The 16,862-nt window shown below is 59.4% G+C and carries 16 protein-coding genes; 7 read left to right on the top strand and 9 right to left on the bottom strand.

Annotation, left to right across the window (positions count from 1 at the left end; all coding sequences use genetic code 11):
- The first annotated feature begins 184 nt into the window (after positions 1–184).
- Both B30_RS15440 and B30_RS15435 read left to right on the top strand, forming a co-directional pair.
- Positions 185–514, top strand: coding sequence for a hypothetical protein (locus B30_RS15440; RefSeq protein ID WP_009573061.1), 330 nt, complete (start codon positions 185–187; stop codon positions 512–514).
- Positions 507–1,250 carry a DUF4336 domain-containing protein gene (locus B30_RS15435; RefSeq protein WP_009573060.1) on the top strand — a complete coding sequence of 248 codons (744 nt, stop codon included), beginning with the start codon at positions 507–509 and terminating at the stop codon, positions 1,248–1,250. Before B30_RS15440 ends, B30_RS15435 begins: the two co-directional genes overlap by 8 nt.
- On the opposite strand, the gene B30_RS15430 is transcribed toward B30_RS15435, so the two are convergent.
- Positions 1,227–1,679 (bottom strand): low molecular weight protein-tyrosine-phosphatase, encoded by a 453-nt coding sequence (locus B30_RS15430; protein ID WP_009573059.1) that lies wholly within the window; start codon positions 1,677–1,679, stop codon positions 1,227–1,229. The two genes, B30_RS15435 and B30_RS15430, sit on opposite strands and share 24 nt — an antisense overlap.
- A 79-nt stretch (positions 1,680–1,758) precedes the next feature.
- On the opposite strand from B30_RS15430, the gene B30_RS15425 reads away from it, so the two are divergent.
- A complete protein-coding gene (locus B30_RS15425) occupies positions 1,759–2,457 on the top strand; it encodes an NAD-dependent deacylase (RefSeq protein WP_009573058.1) in 699 nt (232 codons plus the stop codon).
- Positions 2,458–2,678: 221 nt separating this feature from the next.
- Here the strand turns inward: B30_RS15425 and B30_RS15420 are convergent, their stop codons facing one another.
- The 6 genes from B30_RS15420 to meaB all read right to left on the bottom strand — a co-directional run bounded on the left by B30_RS15420 (position 2,679) and on the right by meaB (position 7,319).
- On the bottom strand, positions 2,679–3,296 hold the full coding sequence (locus B30_RS15420; protein ID WP_009573057.1) for a 2OG-Fe(II) oxygenase: 618 nt from the start codon (positions 3,294–3,296) through the stop codon (positions 2,679–2,681).
- A gap of 68 nt (positions 3,297–3,364) precedes the next feature.
- On the bottom strand, positions 3,365–3,868 hold the full coding sequence (locus B30_RS15415; protein WP_009573056.1) for a copper chaperone PCu(A)C: 504 nt from the start codon (positions 3,866–3,868) through the stop codon (positions 3,365–3,367).
- Positions 3,869–3,907: 39 nt separating this feature from the next.
- Positions 3,908–4,357, bottom strand: coding sequence for a hypothetical protein (locus B30_RS15410; RefSeq protein ID WP_009573055.1), 450 nt, complete (start codon positions 4,355–4,357; stop codon positions 3,908–3,910).
- A gap of 13 nt (positions 4,358–4,370) precedes the next feature.
- Entirely contained in the window at positions 4,371–5,678 is a 1,308-nt protein-coding gene (locus B30_RS15405) for a hypothetical protein (RefSeq protein WP_157789822.1), read from the bottom strand.
- A 115-nt stretch (positions 5,679–5,793) separates the two neighbouring features.
- The gene (rpmB, locus tag B30_RS15400) at positions 5,794–6,081 is read right to left on the bottom strand and encodes a 50S ribosomal protein L28 (RefSeq protein WP_009573053.1); all 288 of its coding nucleotides are present in this window, start codon (positions 6,079–6,081) and stop codon (positions 5,794–5,796) included.
- A 260-nt stretch (positions 6,082–6,341) separates the two neighbouring features.
- Positions 6,342–7,319, bottom strand: a complete 978-nt coding sequence (meaB, locus tag B30_RS15395; RefSeq protein ID WP_009573052.1) for a methylmalonyl Co-A mutase-associated GTPase MeaB — start codon at positions 7,317–7,319, stop codon at positions 6,342–6,344.
- Between the two features lie 111 nt (positions 7,320–7,430).
- Here meaB and B30_RS15390 point away from each other — a divergent pair, with 111 nt between their 5' ends.
- The 4 genes from B30_RS15390 (at position 7,431) to nirD (ending at position 13,706) form a co-directional block, all read left to right on the top strand.
- Positions 7,431–8,147 carry a DUF3108 domain-containing protein gene (locus B30_RS15390; RefSeq protein WP_009573051.1) on the top strand — a complete coding sequence of 239 codons (717 nt, stop codon included), beginning with the start codon at positions 7,431–7,433 and terminating at the stop codon, positions 8,145–8,147.
- Between the two features lie 60 nt (positions 8,148–8,207).
- Complete coding sequence (gene hrpB, locus B30_RS15385; protein ID WP_009573049.1) at positions 8,208–10,637, top strand: ATP-dependent helicase HrpB; 2,430 nt, start codon at positions 8,208–8,210, stop codon at positions 10,635–10,637.
- A gap of 304 nt (positions 10,638–10,941) precedes the next feature.
- A complete protein-coding gene (nirB, locus tag B30_RS15380; protein ID WP_040402683.1) occupies positions 10,942–13,389 on the top strand; it encodes a nitrite reductase large subunit NirB in 2,448 nt (815 codons plus the stop codon).
- Positions 13,386–13,706 (top strand): nitrite reductase small subunit NirD, encoded by a 321-nt coding sequence (nirD, locus tag B30_RS15375; RefSeq protein ID WP_009573046.1) that lies wholly within the window; start codon positions 13,386–13,388, stop codon positions 13,704–13,706. Before nirB ends, nirD begins: the two co-directional genes overlap by 4 nt.
- Positions 13,707–13,727: 21 nt before the next feature.
- On the opposite strand, the gene B30_RS15370 is transcribed toward nirD, so the two are convergent.
- Positions 13,728–15,155 (bottom strand): TrkH family potassium uptake protein, encoded by a 1,428-nt coding sequence (locus B30_RS15370; RefSeq protein WP_009573044.1) that lies wholly within the window; start codon positions 15,153–15,155, stop codon positions 13,728–13,730.
- A 178-nt stretch (positions 15,156–15,333) separates the two neighbouring features.
- Positions 15,334–16,755 carry an NADP-dependent phosphogluconate dehydrogenase gene (gndA, locus tag B30_RS15365; RefSeq protein ID WP_009573043.1) on the bottom strand — a complete coding sequence of 474 codons (1,422 nt, stop codon included), beginning with the start codon at positions 16,753–16,755 and terminating at the stop codon, positions 15,334–15,336.
- Positions 16,756–16,862 lie beyond the last annotated feature (107 nt).

Below are 16,862 nucleotides of genomic sequence, written 5' to 3'. Positions count from 1 at the left end.
ACTCCCCCTCAGCAACCCTCCGCCTCCCTTCTCCCACGCGACAAACTCTGCAATTGCGCAAAACGACAGACTCAGGATAGTCTTATGTCATTATTCACCAAGACGGCGGACCCTGCGGGCGTGTGGCAGTGCCATGAAAGCGCAAAAAGACGGGGCCTCGTGGTTTGGATTGAGAGGCAGGACTATGAAAAAAACCGTCAAGAAAACCGCAATCGCAGTCGCAACTTTTGCCACGATCAGCAGTGCAACCTTTGCTCCGATCCCGGCGCAAGCGGGTGCGATTGAGCGGGCGTGCATGTCGTCGGATCGGGCCGCGAACAACCGCAATCTTTGCGGCTGTATTCAACAGGTAGCCGATATGACCCTGACAAACGGGGATCAGCGCCAAGCCGCGAAGTTCTTTAAGAACCCGCAAAAGGCGCAGGATGTACGCCAGTCGGACAACAGTTCGCACGAAAGTTTCTGGCAGCGCTACAAAGCCTTTGGCGCGGCGGCAGAACAATACTGTGGCTGAACAGAAGCTTTACGAACCGCTGAACACACTCAAACCTGTCGGCCCCGAGATATGGATCGCGGACGGGCCGCCTGTGCCGTTTTATGGCATCGGGTTTCCGACTCGCATGACGGTGGTGCGCATCAACGGGCGGCTTTGGGTGCATTCGCCGATTACACTTGATGAAGGCCTGTTGAATGAACTGGCGGATTTGGGGCCGATCGGCTGGTTGATCGCGCCCAATCCGATCCATTATGTTTCAGTGCATCTGTGGCACGAACGCTTTCCGCAAGCGCAGGTTCTGGCCGCGCCCGGCGTCAAAGAGCGCGCAGCGAAATACAACATTCCCTTTCCGAAACATGATGTTATGGGCGATGACGTACCCGAAGGCACCGAAGATGTCCTGCGCCAAAGACTTGTGAAAGGGCATCGGTTCTTGCACGAGGTGGTGTTTTATCACATCCCATCCAAGACCCTGATCCTCACCGATTTGATCGAGAATTTCGAGGCCGAAAAGGTCGGGCGATTTAAGGCTATTTTGATGCGTCTGGCGGGGATTTTGGACCCGGATGGCAAGGCCCCGGCTGATATGCGCGGCACATTCAAATCCAAGGCCAAAGCGCGCAAAGCGATCCGCGAAGTGATCGGATGGGCGCCCGAAAAGGTGATCCTAAGCCACGGGCGTTGGTATGATCACAACGGCACGGCGGAGTTGAAACGCGCCTTTCGCTGGCTACGGATCGAGAACGGCAAGTAGCCCTTCGGCGGCAACTTCGATCAGGTCCAAAGCCTCGTCAAAATTGCGGGTGTAATAGGGGTCCGGCACGGCGGTAACGCCGATGTCGGGCACATAGGACATCATCAGGCGCACGGGCGTTGTGTTGCCTTGGGGGCGGAGCGTCTCGACAGCGCGCTGGTTGGCCTCATCCATCACCACAATCACATCGAAGGCCTCGAAATCCCCGGCGGAGACTTGACGCGCGCGCAAGCCTGAAAGGTCATAGCCGCGCCGGGCAGCGGCGGTTTGCATCGGACCGTAGGGCGGCTCACCGACATGCCAATCACCGGTTCCGGCGCTATCGACCAGAATCGCCTGAGACCTCGCGCGCGCCTTGGTGGCCACGACCGCCTCGGCGGTGGGAGAACGGCAGATATTACCGAGACAGACAAAGACGATTTTCTGCATGTGGACCTCCTGTGCGTTCAGGCTACCCTTGTCAGGCCGGGCGGAGCAAGGCAGGGTTTGGAAAAAGGAGAGGCGTCGAATGGCGGGTGGAATTTTTATACTCTCAGGCGCAGGTCTGTCGGCAGAAAGCGGATTGCGGACCTTTCGTGCGGCGGACGGGTTGTGGGAAGATCATCGGGTGGAAGACGTGGCCACACCTGAGGCCTTTGAGCGCGACCCAGAGTTGGTGCAACGGTTTTACAATATGCGCCGGGCACAGGCCGCAGCCGCAATGCCGAACGCAGCCCACGAGGCGCTAGCAAAGTTGCAGGCCGATTATGACGGCCCGGTTACTTTGGTGACGCAAAATGTCGATGACCTGTTGGAACGCAGCGGAGCGCGCGAGGTGATCCATATGCATGGCTCGGTCATGGGCGCCCTCTGTAGCGCCTGCGACCATCGTTGGGCGGCCCCGATGGAGATGCGCGTCTCTGATCCCTGCCCGTCCTGCGGCATGTCCCACACCCGCCCCGACATCGTGTGGTTTGGCGAAATTCCCTATCACATGGACGCGATCCAGAACGCCTTGGAAAACAGCGATCTGTTCGTCTCCATCGGCACCTCGGGCATGGTCTACCCGGCGGCGGGATTTTCGCAAATGGCACGGCAATTGGGACTCAAAACGTTGGAACTGAACCTCGAAGCCTCCGGCGCAATGTTTGATGCGGTGATCGAGGGTCCCGCGACACAGGTGGTGCCCGATTGGGTATCACGAGTGTTAAGTGGCAAAGAAATTTGAGTATTTTTGCCAAAAAGAAACGGGCACATCTATGATAACCGCATATTAACTTTCAGCCCAGTAGGATTGTGTTGCGGTACAGGCGGGAGCGCCGATGACCGCCCAAGAAGAAGACGCGCCGGTCCGTGGGACACCCCCTTCCGAAGGTCCGTCACAGAGCGGAGGATCGGCGACCGGCGCGCGCCCCTTTGTTTCTTCTTGGAGAAATACTCAAAGCCACCCTACCGGAACGCCGGGCCATGCACCCATGTGGTGAGGGAATAGCGTTCGCCTTGTGTGACCGGAGTGACCCGATGCAGCACGAAGGACGGAAACAACACGGCCGAACCTCGCGCGCGATCTGAGGGGCGTAGGTTGGCATCGGCTTGCAGCTCAAGCACGCCGCCCAGATAGTCCGCCGCCTCAGACAATTGCACCACAAGCGTCAGTTTGCGCCGGGAGGCAAGTGGACCTTCGCCAATATCGGAATGCCAGACGAAATGCCCCTCGCGCTCGGCCCCATAACGGGCGACCTGCGGGCTTTCGCCAAACTCAGTGAGGGCAAAATCGAAATGCGCCCGGTTGGCCTCCGCCACAAGCGCCATGATCCGATCCATCACCCAGCCACCACCATCGCGGTCATCCAGCCAGGCGAGTTCAGCACGGCGCAGGTTGTGGTCAGAGCGATTTCCGACCAACCCCGCATCCGCGAGGTCTTTTTCATGAGACAGGGCAATGATCGCATCACATTCGGCAGGCGAGAAGGCCTCCGGGACCGCATAAGCGCTCAGCATGATCCGGGGTTCACTTTCAAAAGGGGGAAGGCGCGGCCCAAAATTTGCCGCGTCCATACCCGCCATTTAACCTCTTTTGAAAACGGATCAAGAGGGATCAGAGCCCCCACCGAAACGGAGGCTCTGAGAGGCGATCAATTGCCCATTTTACCGTTCTGCATCCCGGTGCCATCCATCGGCATGGTCATGGCGGCTGGGGCGTCTTGGCGCTCCAGATCGACGGGGATTTCAACGGTGATGTCGCCCGCTTGTTCAAAGGTCAGGGTCACTGTGACCACATCGCCCTGCCCCATCGGTTTGAGCAGCCCCATCATCATGACGTGATCGCCGCCCCGCGCCAAAGCATGGGTGCCTTGCGCCGGAACCGCAAAGCCCTCGTCCACGCGCATCATTTTCATCACGCCATCAGCCATGGCTTTGTGAGTATGCAACTCGGTGAGCTTGGCGATGTCAGAGGTCGCCGCGATCAAACGATCATCGGTGTCACCCGTGTTGTGGATGACAAAAAACGCCGCACCGGATTTGGCCGTCATACCGGAGGAGCGCGCATAGGCGTCCTCAATGGTGATGTCGGCCATGGCCGGAAGCGCGAAAGACAGGGCGGCTGCGCCCGCGAGAAGGGTGGTTTTGAAAAACATGATTTTATCCTTGGTCTGAGTGTTTGAAAGAGAAACAGATTAGACCAAAGGCGGATCGCGGGCCTTGCGGTTGGGCAGGGAGATCGCGGTCATGTGGTGCGCCACAGATGCGGGCGCAAAGCGCAACACAGTGTGGCCCGGCGCAGACAGCACGAAAGGCTCGGCCAGCCCGGCAATGACACTGAGCGCGCAATCGGGACAGATGTGGCGTGGCCCAATAGGTTCGCCATTCTCGTCCATCAAAACGGTGATCGGCCCGGTGCCCGTACACAGCACCATCGTCCCGGTCGCATCAACCATAGTGCCCCGTGCCACGGCCATGGATTGGGACGTAACGAGCAGCATAAAGGCCAGCACAAAGGCCGCGATGGGACGGGTCAAACGCATGAACGGCACTTTAGCCGGACCGCAGCGGAAGGCAAGCGCAACACAGCGCGACACCGGCACTGCGACGTGCCGCCACATGCCTTTGTCGCAACGACCGCCCATCACCGCCCCTCACTCACGGCCCAAGCTCGGAGAGGTAAAAGGCAAAATCCGCAAAGCCGCCCGACCGCGTGCGGGCTTCGGCGTGACAGCCCAGACAACTCCCCTCTCGCGCATCTTGCAGGTAGCTTTCCATCGTCACATTGGACACGAAACGCGGCACCTCGCCATGTTCAAACAACGGGCTTTTATTGGCACCGCGCCATTGATTGGTGATCAAACGGTACTGCGCCAAAGGGGTGTCGGCCAGACGCGCCTGCCAGCGGGCATTGGTGTCTTGGGTCGGGTCAAAGATTTGCCAACATCGCGTGATCCGACTGGGCGCAAGGGGGCTCCCATCGCGGGCACGGGCAAAGGGCGGGGCCTGTGACCAAAACGGCATGGGCGGCGGCACATTGGTGGCGCAACTCGGGCAAGACGGATCAAACAACAGGTACGATTGCGCCGCCTTCGGGGCGGGACAGCCATTTGGAAACAAGTCCTTGGAATAAATCGAATTGATCCGGCGCGCGACCGGAGAGAGCGGTGCCGTGTCTTGATGCTCAAACGTGGCCCAGAGCCACTCGTCGCCATTGCCGGACCCGACCTTGGTGACAATATGCATCCCGACCATGCCAAACAGCCCCTCAAGGCACAAAGGTTGACCCGAAAGGCTCTGCTCCGCCGGAACCCGCACAACCCCACGTTCGGTGACAAATCGGGGATCGTCGTCATCCAGCCACACCCACGCCGTTTTGACATGAACGCTGGGCGGGGCCTTGGCGCTCTGCCCCCTTGGGAAATTGGCATCCTGCGAGGTCAACCCCGCAACATAGGCGGCGGCAGGGGCATTGATCCGCGTTTCATACACCAACGGATTGCCGTTTTGGTCAATCACGGCGGCCCCATCCGCTTGTACCAGATCGCTCAACACCAATGGGCCGGACGTGTCGCCTGAACCACGACAGGCTACGGCCATGTCTTGACCGACCACGGCGTCTTTTCGTGGCATGGATTGCCAGGCATCGGGTGCGGGTTCCGAAGGCGCAACATCGCGCCAATTCAAGGCCGTGAAGGCGCGCCAAGCGAACATATCAAAGGGTGTCTGCACCGCCTTGTTCACCACCATATATTCCAAACTTGAGGAAAAAGATGTCAAATCAAAGGGGTAATTGGCGCAAAGGCGGATGTCATCCGCGTCGCCGGGGGGCAAGGCACAAAACGGATCATCCGCCTGCGCAGCAGAGGCGATCCCCAAAGTGGCCACCAACACAACAGTGGCCGCGACGCACATAAACCGCCCAGCCCAGCGGAGTATGGCCCACCACCCGATCGTTTGTTTCAAAGCCCAAACCATAGGGTATCAGGCCAGAGCCTACGGTCCCTTGTCAATCGCTCATAGAAAAACCCCCGAAAGCGCCAGGCCATTCGAGGGTTTCACCATCTCAACCAAAAAGAACTTAAGCGGTGGCTTGAGCTTTTTTGATTTCTTTTTTGATTTTCAGCGCGCTATCGGACAGCTCTTCGTCCTTGGCTTTCGCCAGGAAAGCGTCCAGACCACCACGGTGGTCAACAGTACGCAACGCAGCAGCAGAAATACGCAGCTTGAACGAGCGACCGAGTGTTTCCGAAATCAGCGACATTTCGTTGAGATTCGGAAGAAAACGGCGGCGGGTTCTGTTTTTGGCGTGGCTGACATTGTTGCCAGACATCGGGCCTTTACCGGTCAGTTCGCAACGACGCGACATGGGTTTATCCTCGTTTCACTGGCGAAAGCGTCACCCGCCCCGCACTTCTTAAGACTCAGTTCTGTCTTGTTCGCGCTCTCTTTGACGCTCAAGTGTCCAAGGTGCAACCCCGAAATCACATGAAACTGTCACAGAAGTCTGTTTATCGACAGAAAAAGGCACCGCCCGAGGGAAGCGCCCGAAATTCAGTTCGCGGTGCATAGGCGATCATCGGAGAATCGTCAAGCCCCACAACCGAGATGGGCCGTGGGGAATGCGCCTTAGCCGTGCTGAAGCGCGTTCAAAACATCCGCCGCCGCATGGCCCGGCGTCAACTGCCCCGCAGCAACCTGTTTGGCCAGATCGGAAATCATGGATTTGAGCGGCTCTTTTTGCAGCTGTGCCAAAAGGCCCTGACGAATCTCCTGACCAAACCAATATTCGGCCTGCTCGGCGCGACGTTGATCAAAATGCCCCGTCTCGCGCCGCCATTCGGTGAGGTTTTGGATTTCGCCCCACGCCTCTTTCAGACCATCGACCTGAAGGGCCGAGACGGTCATCGCCTTGGGGAAGCCTTCCGGGTCTTGTGGCCGTTTGCGCAACAGGCGCAGGGCGCCTGCGTAATCCGCACAGGTGCGATTGGCGGCGGGTTTGAGATCGCCGTCAGCCTTGTTCACCAGGATAATATCGGCCATTTCCATAATACCGCGCTTGACGCCCTGAAGCTCATCCCCGCCTCCAGGGGCCAGCAGCAGCAAGAACAGATCGGACATCTCGGAGACCACGGTCTCGGACTGCCCGACCCCCACGGTTTCGATCAGGATCAAATCATAGCCCGCCGCCTCACACAGAGCGACCGCCTCGCGGGTGCGCCGTGCCACGCCGCCCAATTCGGTTTGCGACGGCGACGGCCGGATAAAGGCGTTTGGTTCGCGCGACAATTCCTCCATCCGGGTTTTGTCGCCCAAAATGGACCCGCCTGAGCGCGCCGAAGACGGGTCCACCGCCAAAACGGCGACCTTTTTGCCCTCGCGGATCATCATCATGCCAAAACTTTCGATAAAGGTGGATTTGCCCACCCCCGGAGTCCCCGACAATCCAAGTCGAAGCGCCTGACGCCCGGATTTACCGACCTCTTCCATCAGTAAAATCGCCTGCGCGCGGTGATCGGCGCGGGCAGATTCGACCAAGGTGATGGCACGGGCCAAAGCCCGACGGTTGCCCGAAACCACCCCGTCAGCAAGTTGTTTTATATCCATTACAGTCTTCCGGCAGATTAAGCGCATGTCGCCTTTCGTTTTGCCCCGTCCATCGGGGCGATGTCCACCCCTGTCCGGCCTGTACCTGTCCGGTCTGTAAGAGTGCCCCATATGCTCCAGGTTTTCCCAATTTTGCGCCGCTATACACGCGCCCTTGTCTGGGGGCCTTTGGTGTTTGCGCTCACATCCCCACCGCTGATGGCTCAGGACACGCACATGCGGTTTGACATCCGCCTTGGCGCTCTCAAGGTCGGCCATTTGGGCGTGGCCGCCAACGAAACGGATCAAACCTATGCGGTGCGAGCACAGTTTCAGGACACAGGATTGATCGGCATTTTAGTGGGCATACGATTTGATGCCCATGCCCAAGGCACCCGCCTTGGAACATCCCTCATTCCGCGCAAATATGAAGAAAACGTCGACACAGGCCGCCGCCAAAGCCTCACCCGTTTACAGTATGACGCCGGTCTGCCGCAGGTGCTCGACGACACGCCAACCTCACCACTTTTGATCGCGCTCGAAGATCAACGTGGCACCATCGACCCCCTCACCGCGCTCTACACCCTTCTGCGCTCGGGCCCCGCGCCATGCGGTCAAAACATTCCCGTCTTTGACGGACGACGGCGCAGCCAAGTGACGCTTGGGCCAATGCGTGACGGTCAGTGTTCAGGCAACTACCGCCGTATTGCGGGCTATTCTGACGCCGAGATGCGCGAACGGGTGAGCTTTCCGCTGACGCTGCGCTTTGCAGGGGCGGAGGGAAAGTCGCATTTGGTCGAGGCCAAAGTCGACACACTATGGGGTTCGGCAACGCTCACCCGGCAATAAGGTTCACCCTCAAGCGCAGCCCCTCTTTTCGCCCGCCCCGCTTTGGCTCATAACGGGGCCATGTTTGAACCGAAACTCCCGATTGATGATGTGCTGGATGCGCTGACCTGTGCCGTGCGCGACACGGGCCGCGCGGTGTTGATGGCCCCGCCCGGCGCGGGCAAAACCACCCGCGTGCCCTTGGCGCTTTTACCGCATATCACGGGACGGATCGTGATGTTGGAACCGCGTCGATTGGCGGCCCGCTCCGCCGCCGAACGCATGGCGCAAACGCTGGGGGAGGCTGTTGGGCAAACGGTCGGCTACAGGATGCGCGGCGACACCAAACTGTCGAAATCCACCCGGATCGAAGTCGTCACCGAAGGCATTCTGACCCGGATGTTGCAAAGTGACCCGGAACTGACCGGCGTCGGCGCGGTGATTTTTGATGAATATCACGAACGCTCGCTCAATGCCGATCTGGGCTTGGCGCTGACTTGGGAATTGCGTCAAGTGTTGCGCGACGATCTTGTGGTCATCGTCATGTCGGCTACCTTGGACGCTGATCCCGTGGCCGCGCTTTTGGACGATGCCCCGGTGATCCGCTCCGAAGGCCGGGCCTTTCCGGTCGACACCCGCTGGTTGGACGCTCCGACGCCCAAAGCACGCCGCTTTGAAGACGCGATGGCGGATTTGGTGATTGAGGCGGTCACACAGGAGAGCGGATCGGCCTTGGTGTTTATACCGGGTGAAAGCGAGATCCGCCGGGTTGAGGCACGGCTCACAGGGCGCGTCCCCACCGATTGCGCGGTCCGTCCTCTGTTTGGCGCGATGAAATTTGCCGACCAGCGCGCCGCAATTGCTCCCTGTGCGACGGGTCGCAAGATCGTGTTGGCCACCTCCATCGCCGAGACCTCTTTGACCATCGAAGATGTGCGCATCGTCGTGGACGCAGGCCGGGCGCGGCGGGCACGGTTTGATCCGGCCTCGGGCATGTCGCGGCTGATCACCGAACGCGCCTCAAAGGCCGAGGCCGAGCAACGCCGGGGCCGTGCCGGACGGGTTGCCGAGGGCGTGTGCTTCCGATTCTGGACCAAGGGCGAAGAAGGCGCAATGCCCGCCTTTGCCCCGGCCGAAATTGAAACGGCAGACCTCACGGGATTGGCCTTGGAACTGGCGCTTTGGGGGGCGTTTGAATCGGACCTATCGTTTTTGACGCCCCCACCACCGGGGCCTTTGGCGGAGGCGCGTGCCTTGCTGCATGGGCTGGGCGCGCTGGATGAAACGGGACGGATTACGGCGCATGGCAAGGCTCTATCGACCAAACCGCTGCACCCGAGACTTGCACATATGCTGCAATTGGCGGGGGCGCAGGCGGCAGATTTGGCGGCTTTGTTGAACGAACGCGATCCTTTGCGTGGCGCAGGCGTTGATTTGGCGCTGCGCATCCGCGCGCTGCGTACGCCGGGTCAGGGGACACCGGGCACGATGGATCGCGGCGTGATCGAGCGGGTGAAACAGGAGGCCAAACGGTTGCGTGCGGGCGCGAGTGAAGGCCCCAAAATGAGTCTGGGTGAGATGGCCGCATTGGCCTACCCGGACCGCATTGGCCTGCGTCGCAAAGGCGATCAGGCGCGCTATATCCTGTCGGGCGGCAAGGGCGCGGTGATGGACGATGGTGATCAAATGGCTGGCGTCCGGTTGATCGTCGTCACCGACACAGACGGCGCGCCGCGTGAGGCAAAAATCCGGCAAGCCGTGGAACTCACTGAGGCAGAGCTGCGCGCGCTTTATGGCGAGCAAATCATGTGGCGCGAGATATGCCAATGGGACAAGCGTGAAAAACGGGTGGTGGCGCGCAAACAGGAGTGTTTTGGCGCGCTGGTCTTGGAGGATCGTCAGTGGAAAGAGGCCCCGCCTGAGGCGATGGCCCTCGGGGCGCTCGACGGGCTACGCCAGATCGGATTGCCATGGAGTGACGCTGCCAAACGCTTTGCCGCACGGGTGCGTTTGATGGGAGATGATTTTCCCGATGTCTCTGAGGCGGCTTTGATGGAGACGCTTGAGACATGGCTTTTGCCGCATCTCAAAGGCGCGCGCTCCGAAACGCAATTGCGGTCTCTGGACATCACCGAGGCGCTCCGCGCAATGTTGGATTGGAGCCAAATGCAGCGGCTGGACACAGAAGTGCCCGGACAGTTCGTCAGCCCGGTCGGGCGCAAATTACCGATTGATTATTCCGGCGAGCACCCCGAGGTGACGGGCCGCATTCAAGAGTTTTTTGGCACCACCACCCACCCGACGGTCGGGCCAAACCGCGTGCCGCTCAAGGTGGTTTTAACCTCCCCCGCGCATCGTCCGGTGCAGGTCACGATGGATTTGCCTGGGTTTTGGAAAAGCTCCTACGCCGATGTGCGCAAGGATATGCGCGGGCAATATCCGCGCCACCCCTGGCCCGAAGACCCGACCGAAGCCGATCCGACTCTGCGGGCAAAACGGCGCGGAACTTAGGCACCCCGCCTTTGCTGCACTGCATCATTTCTAAGCGAGACGGCATATCCCTCCGGATTTGGTGCTGAAAATCCGGGCACTCTATAATTTTGCCCCAAAACTCTGGCCAATCTTCGGATTCTGAATTGCTTAATTCAAGGACCGCTTCCAAAAGCAAAGCGTGAAGCTGTTTCACAGGCGATCGCAGAGTGGCGATCCGACCTTTTGTCCCAAAGACCGGGACGCGCGGCAATGGCGCTGCATTCTCACTGAAACGAAACTGGGCTCGCATGATGCGACCCGCGTTCTGAGATGGAGTGCCATTATGTCGAAGAAACACCTAGTGATCGTTGGAAATGGGATGGCGCCTGGGCGGATGTTGGAACATCTGTTTGAGGTGACAGACGCCTATGACGTGACGATTTTCAACGCCGAGCCGCGCGTCAACTATGACCGGATCATGCTGTCGCCGGTGCTGTCGGGCGAAAAAACCTATGCCGATATCATCATCCATGGCGAAGGCTGGTATGAGGAACACGGGATCACGCTCCATCAGGGCGAAAAGATCACCGAAATTCACCGCAACGAGCGTAAAGTCGTCTCTGAGACCGGGCGCGAAGTGGCCTATGACAAGTTGGTGATCGCCACCGGGTCGAACCCGTTTATCATTCCTTTGCCGGGGCATGACCTGCCGGGCGTTTTGGCCTATCGCGATCTGGACGACACCGGCGCGATGATCGAAGCCTCCGACAAAGGCGGGCGCGCGGTTGTGATTGGCGGCGGGCTTTTGGGACTGGAAGCGGCGGCGGGCTTAAAACAGCGCGGCATGGAGGTGACGGTCATTCACCTGATGCCGACGTTGATGGAACGCCAACTCGACACGGCGGCTGGCTACCTGTTGCAAAAGGAATTGGAAGGCCGCGGGATCGAAGTCCTGTGCGAGGCCAACACCAAACAGATTTTGGGCCAAGACCGGGTTGAGGGCGTGGAACTGGCCGATGGCCGGGTGATCGACGCCTCGCTCGTGGTCATGGCCGTGGGCATCCGCCCGAATGTGCAAGTGGCGCAAGAGGCCGGGCTTGAGGTCAACCGCGGTATTGTGACGGATGCGACGATGAAAACCTCTGATCCGAACATCTATTCGGTCGGCGAATGTGTTGAGGTCGGTGGCCTGGTCTATGGCCTTGTCGCACCGCTTTACCGCATGGCGAAAGTGGCGGCGGATCACTTGGCGGGCGCTTCAGAAATGGCCTTTGCCCATGCTGAAACACCGACAAAACTCAAGGTCACCGGTTGTGATCTCTACTCCGTTGGCGATTTTGCCGAGGGCGACGGACGCGAAGACATTGTGCTGCGCGATGCGATGCGCGGGACGTATAAGCGCGTGATCCTCAAGGACAATAAGATCATCGGCGCGGTGCTTTATGGCGATGTCGCCGATGGTGGCTGGTACAACGAGCTGTTGAAATCCGGCGAAGACATCTCCGAGATGCGCGAGACATTGATCTTTGGTCAGGCTTATCAGGGCGGCGCGGGGGCTGACCCTTTGGCCGCGGTCGCAAATCTCTCGGATGATGCGGAGATTTGCGGCTGTAACGGCATTACCAAAGGCACAATTGTGACCGCGATCCAAGCCAAAGGTCTGACCTCGCTGACCGAAGTGCGCGCCCATACCAAAGCCTCGGCGTCTTGCGGCACCTGCACCGGGTTGGTTGAAAATGTCATGGCGCTCACCTTGGGCGATGCGTTTCAATTGCCCGCCTCCGAGGGCATGTGTCCCTGCACCACCCACAGCCACGGCCATGTCCGCCGCTTGATCAAAGCCAAGGGCCTCAAATCCATCCCCGCCGTCATGCAAGCGCTGGAATGGACCACGCCGGAAGGCTGTGCCAAATGCCGTCCGGCGTTGAATTATTACCTCGTGGCCGATTGGCCGGGCGAGTATGTCGATGATCAACAGTCGCGGTTCATCAACGAACGCGTCCACGCCAACATCCAAAAGGACGGCACCTATTCGGTCGTACCCCGGATGTTTGGCGGCATCACCACGCCGGACGAGCTGCGCGCGATTGCCGATGTGGCGGACAAATATGAAATTCCGACCGTGAAGGTAACAGGCGGGCAAAGGATCGACCTTTTGGGCGTCAAAAAGGAGGATTTGATCCCGGTTTGGGCCGATCTCAATGCCGCAGGAATGATCTCCGGGGCCGCTTATGCCAAGGGCCTGCGCACAGTGAAAACCTGTGTCGGTTCCGATTGGTGCCGCTTTGGCACCCAGGACTCCACCGGCTTGGGCATCAAACTTGAGCACTATCTCTGGGGCGCATGGACCCCGGCAAAACTTAAACTCGCCGTGTCGGGTTGCCCGCGCAACTGTGCGGAAAGCACCTGTAAGGACATCGGCATCGTCTGTGTCGATAGCGGTTATGAGGTGCTCTACGGCGGGGCCGCCGGGCTTCACATCCAAGGTACGACCAAACTCGGCACCGTGCCGACCGAAGACGACGTGATCGAGGTGGTCGGCGCATTGACGCAATATTATCGCGAAACCGGGTTTTATCTGGAACGGATTTACAAATGGGCGGATCGGCTGGGCTATGACCACATCCGCGAGGTGATTCTGGACGATCTGGAACAGCGCAAAGCCTATAATGCACGCTTTGCCCATGCCCAGAGTTTCGCGCAAGTGGACCCATGGGCCGAATTTGTTGGCGGCAAAGATGCGCATGAATTCAACCCAATCAACATCAGAAAACTGGAGGCGGCGGAATGAACGTCCAGACCAAAACCTGGGTCAGCATCGGCCCGCTCACCGAGATTCCGCGCCAAGGCGCGCGCTGTGTCAAAAACGGCGACATGAGCATCGCGGTGTTTCGCACCTCACACGATCAGATCTTTGCCCTCGAAGACAAATGCCCGCACAAGAACGGCCCCCTGAGCCAAGGGATCGTACATGACGGCTGCGTCACCTGCCCCTTGCACAATTGGGTGATCTCGCTTGAGACCGGCGCGGCTCAAGGCGCAGATGTTGGTCAGACCACCACATTCGAGATCAAGATCGAAGACGGCAACGTGCTTTTGGCGCTGTGACCTTTTCAGGTCGGGCGCCTCTTACCGAGACGACACCAGTTCGCGCCAAAACAGTGGCGCGAACAGGGCGTAGACTGTGGCCATTTCGAGCCGCCCCAAATACATGCCAAAGGTCAAAACCAGCTTCGACGGCGTGTTGAGCGTGGCGAAATTACCCGCCGGGCCAATGATATCCCCCACCCCCGGCCCGACATTGGCCAAGGCCGTCAGCGAGCCGGAAATGGCGGTGGACATGTCTTGGCCGAAGAAACTCAACAGGATCGCCATCACGCCAAACGTGGCGGAATAGAGCACAAAAAACGCAATCACACCAGAAAGCGCATCGGGGGCGACAGGGCGGCCTTCGTATTTGACAAAAGTGACCCGGTGCGGCGCGTAGCTTTTGCGGATTTGTGCAATCAACGCCCGCCCCGCCACCAACCAGCGCATCGCCTTGGCCCCGCCTGCAGTGGACCCGGTGGCCCCGCCCACAGCGGTCAAAACGAAAAAGGCGGCAACGGCAAAAGGTCCCCAAAGCGTATAATCCGTGGTGGCGTAGCCAGTGGTGGTGACGATGGAGACGACATTGAACGCGACAAGGCGGAGCGCATCAAACAGGGTTTCACCCCGCACCATCATGAGCCAAAGCGACAGGCCGGATATGGTCAACGCAAGGGTCGTCAACATGGCGGAAACCTGTTCAGACTGCCAAACGCCGCGTCGGACCCCTCTGATATACCACGCAAAAGGCAAAGCGCCCGCGAGCATGAATGCGGTGCACACCCATTGCAGGAAGGCGCTGTCGAAATGGCCAAAAGACGCATCATAGCCGGAATAGCCCCCCGTTGAGAGCGTGGTCATCGCGTGGGTGACCGCGTCAAAGGGTGACATGCCGCCGATCAGATAGAGCAAGCCGCAAAGGAAAATCAAAGCGAAATAGATTTGCAGCGTCGCAGAGGCAAACATCGTGGCATTGCGCAGTTCTTTGCCGCCTTGTTCCGAGCTTTCAGAGCGAAACAATTGCATCCCACCGACTTTCAAGATCGGCAAAAGCGCGATGCCGGTGACGATAAAACCGACACCGCCAACGGCCTGAAGCATGGCGCGCCACAAGATAATGCCCCTCGGCGTGGCATCCAGACCCGACATGACGGTGGAGCCAGTGGTGGTGATGCCCGACATCGCCTCGAAAAATGCATCCACAAAGGACAGATCGAACAGGTACAGCGGCCCCGCGCCACACAGAGCGGCCACCATCCAGACCGACGAGGTCATCAAAAACGTGTGCAGCGGCCGCAGCCCGGTGGCGTCCGGCGACGTGGCCAGCGCAAGCGCTCCGCCGAGAAAGCCAAACAAAAGGGCGGGCACTTCAAACAGGCTTGCGGTGTCAGGAAAGAGCAGCGCCACAACGCCCATGAGAGCGGCGAAAAACACCATCACCAACCCATTGATGAAGACGACGAAACTCATGTGCCACTTGCCTTGCTGTGGGCCGCCGTGGCCTCAATCTGGAGGCTCAAGCGATCATGCTTCTGAAAACCACGAAGCCCCTCTCCATGCAAGGGGTGGCATGGAGAGGGGCGGATTTCGCATGGGCGTTGTGTCGGGCGGGTCGCTGCGCGCCTAGATTTATCTCACGAAATTTGCCTCAACTGTGGGACACGGTTCCAGCCCATGGCCCGTGCTGCCCCGCACCGCCATCGACCCGCTCAAACCCGTGCGCGCCAAAGAAATCGCGTTGTGCCTGGACCAGATCGGTGGTGCCGCGGCCCTGACGCATGGTGTCGAAATAAGCCAAGGCATTGGCAAAGGCCGGGATTGGCAGACCTTTGAGCGCAGCATAGGCGACCACACGGCGCAGCGCGGGTGCGCCCTCGCGGATCATATCCGCAAAGGTCGGCGCAAAGATCAGTTGATCATGGGGCAGGCCCGCGCGGATCGCTTGCGCCATGTCGTCAAGCAACGCCGAGCGGATGATACAGCCTTCGCGCCACACTTCGGCAGCGGCGGCAAGATCAATGCCCCAATCATAGGTCGAGGAGGCGGCAATGAGGATTTTGAAGCCTTGATCATAGGCAATGAGTTTTGCCGCCAAGAGCGCTTTTTCAAGCGTGGCATCAGAGGGCATCGGCATGGTTTCAACCGCATCATCGCCAAACAGCGCCTGCCCCGCCTCGCGCGTTGCTTTTTCCGAAGACCACGACCGCGCGGCCACGGCGGCCTCGATGGTAGAGGGCGATTGACCCAGGGTGATTGCCTCAATCGCGGTCCAACGCCCGGTGCCTTTTTGGCCCGCCGTATCGACGATCACATCGACCATCGGCTGGCCGGTTTTGGGATCAGCGGTCTGAAGCACCTTACCGGAGATTTCGACCAGATAGGATTTGAGCGGGCCTTTGTCCCAGGCTTCAAACAGCGCGCCGATCTCGGATGGGGTGCGCCCCGCCCCATCGCGCAACACCCCGTAGACCTCGGCAATCATTTGCATATCGGCATATTCAATCCCGTTGTGGACGGTTTTGACGAAATGCCCGGCCCCATCCGGGCCAAAATGCGCCGCACAGGGCTGACCATCATGTTTGGCGGAAATCGCTTCGATGATGTCGCGGATGACCTCATAGGAGGCTTTGTTGCCGCCAACCATGATCGATGGCCCATGACGCGCGCCCTCTTCGCCGCCCGACACGCCCATGCCGATAAAGTTCAAACCCTTTTCTCGCAGCGCCGCCTCGCGACGGCGAGTGTCGTGAAAATTGGCGTTGCCCGCATCAATAATCATATCGCCCTCATCCAGCAGCGGCCCCAGGTCTGCGATCACCGCATCCACTGGCCCGCCCGCCTTGACCATGATGATGATCGCACGCGGCTTGGACAGCGAGGCCACGAAGTCCTCATAGGTCTGCGCCGGCACAAGCCGCTCGGCCAAATCGCCTGCAGAGGCCACAAACGCATCTGTGACCGCGCCAGTACGATTGTAAACAGCGATGGGAAAGCCGTGATCGGCAATGTTGAGCGACAGGTTTGCGCCCATGACGCCAAGGCCAACGAGGCCGATACGCGCGTGTGACATGATAAGGTCCTTTTGACGTTCGAGAATGTGGCAAGGGCACAGATGCGCGGGGTTTTCAGAACCTCAGGCCGCCCAGCTCCCCTTTCAGATATAGCGCTATCATTCAG

The organism is Celeribacter baekdonensis B30, from assembly GCF_000299875.1.
GTDB lineage: Bacteria > Pseudomonadota > Alphaproteobacteria > Rhodobacterales > Rhodobacteraceae > Celeribacter > Celeribacter baekdonensis_A.
This window is presented reverse-complemented; position numbering and strand designations above follow the sequence as displayed.

Excerpts from the sequence above, each read along its gene's own strand:
- B30_RS15440 (WP_009573061.1), top strand. The coding sequence starts at position 185 with ATGAAAAAAACCGTCAAGAAAACCGCAATCGCAGTCGCAACTTTTGCC.
- B30_RS15430 (WP_009573059.1), bottom strand. The coding sequence starts at position 1,679 with ATGCAGAAAATCGTCTTTGTCTGTCTCGGTAATATCTGCCGTTCTCCC.
- B30_RS15425 (WP_009573058.1), top strand. The coding sequence starts at position 1,759 with ATGGCGGGTGGAATTTTTATACTCTCAGGCGCAGGTCTGTCGGCAGAA.
- B30_RS15420 (WP_009573057.1), bottom strand. The coding sequence starts at position 3,296 with ATGGCGGGTATGGACGCGGCAAATTTTGGGCCGCGCCTTCCCCCTTTT.
- B30_RS15415 (WP_009573056.1), bottom strand. The coding sequence starts at position 3,868 with ATGTTTTTCAAAACCACCCTTCTCGCGGGCGCAGCCGCCCTGTCTTTC.
- B30_RS15410 (WP_009573055.1), bottom strand. The coding sequence starts at position 4,357 with ATGGGCGGTCGTTGCGACAAAGGCATGTGGCGGCACGTCGCAGTGCCG.
- rpmB (WP_009573053.1), bottom strand. The coding sequence starts at position 6,081 with ATGTCGCGTCGTTGCGAACTGACCGGTAAAGGCCCGATGTCTGGCAAC.
- meaB (WP_009573052.1), bottom strand. The coding sequence starts at position 7,319 with ATGGATATAAAACAACTTGCTGACGGGGTGGTTTCGGGCAACCGTCGG.
- B30_RS15390 (WP_009573051.1), top strand. The coding sequence starts at position 7,431 with ATGCTCCAGGTTTTCCCAATTTTGCGCCGCTATACACGCGCCCTTGTC.
- hrpB (WP_009573049.1), top strand. The coding sequence starts at position 8,208 with ATGTTTGAACCGAAACTCCCGATTGATGATGTGCTGGATGCGCTGACC.
- nirB (WP_040402683.1), top strand. The coding sequence starts at position 10,942 with ATGTCGAAGAAACACCTAGTGATCGTTGGAAATGGGATGGCGCCTGGG.
- nirD (WP_009573046.1), top strand. The coding sequence starts at position 13,386 with ATGAACGTCCAGACCAAAACCTGGGTCAGCATCGGCCCGCTCACCGAG.
- B30_RS15370 (WP_009573044.1), bottom strand. The coding sequence starts at position 15,155 with ATGAGTTTCGTCGTCTTCATCAATGGGTTGGTGATGGTGTTTTTCGCC.
- gndA (WP_009573043.1), bottom strand. The coding sequence starts at position 16,755 with ATGTCACACGCGCGTATCGGCCTCGTTGGCCTTGGCGTCATGGGCGCA.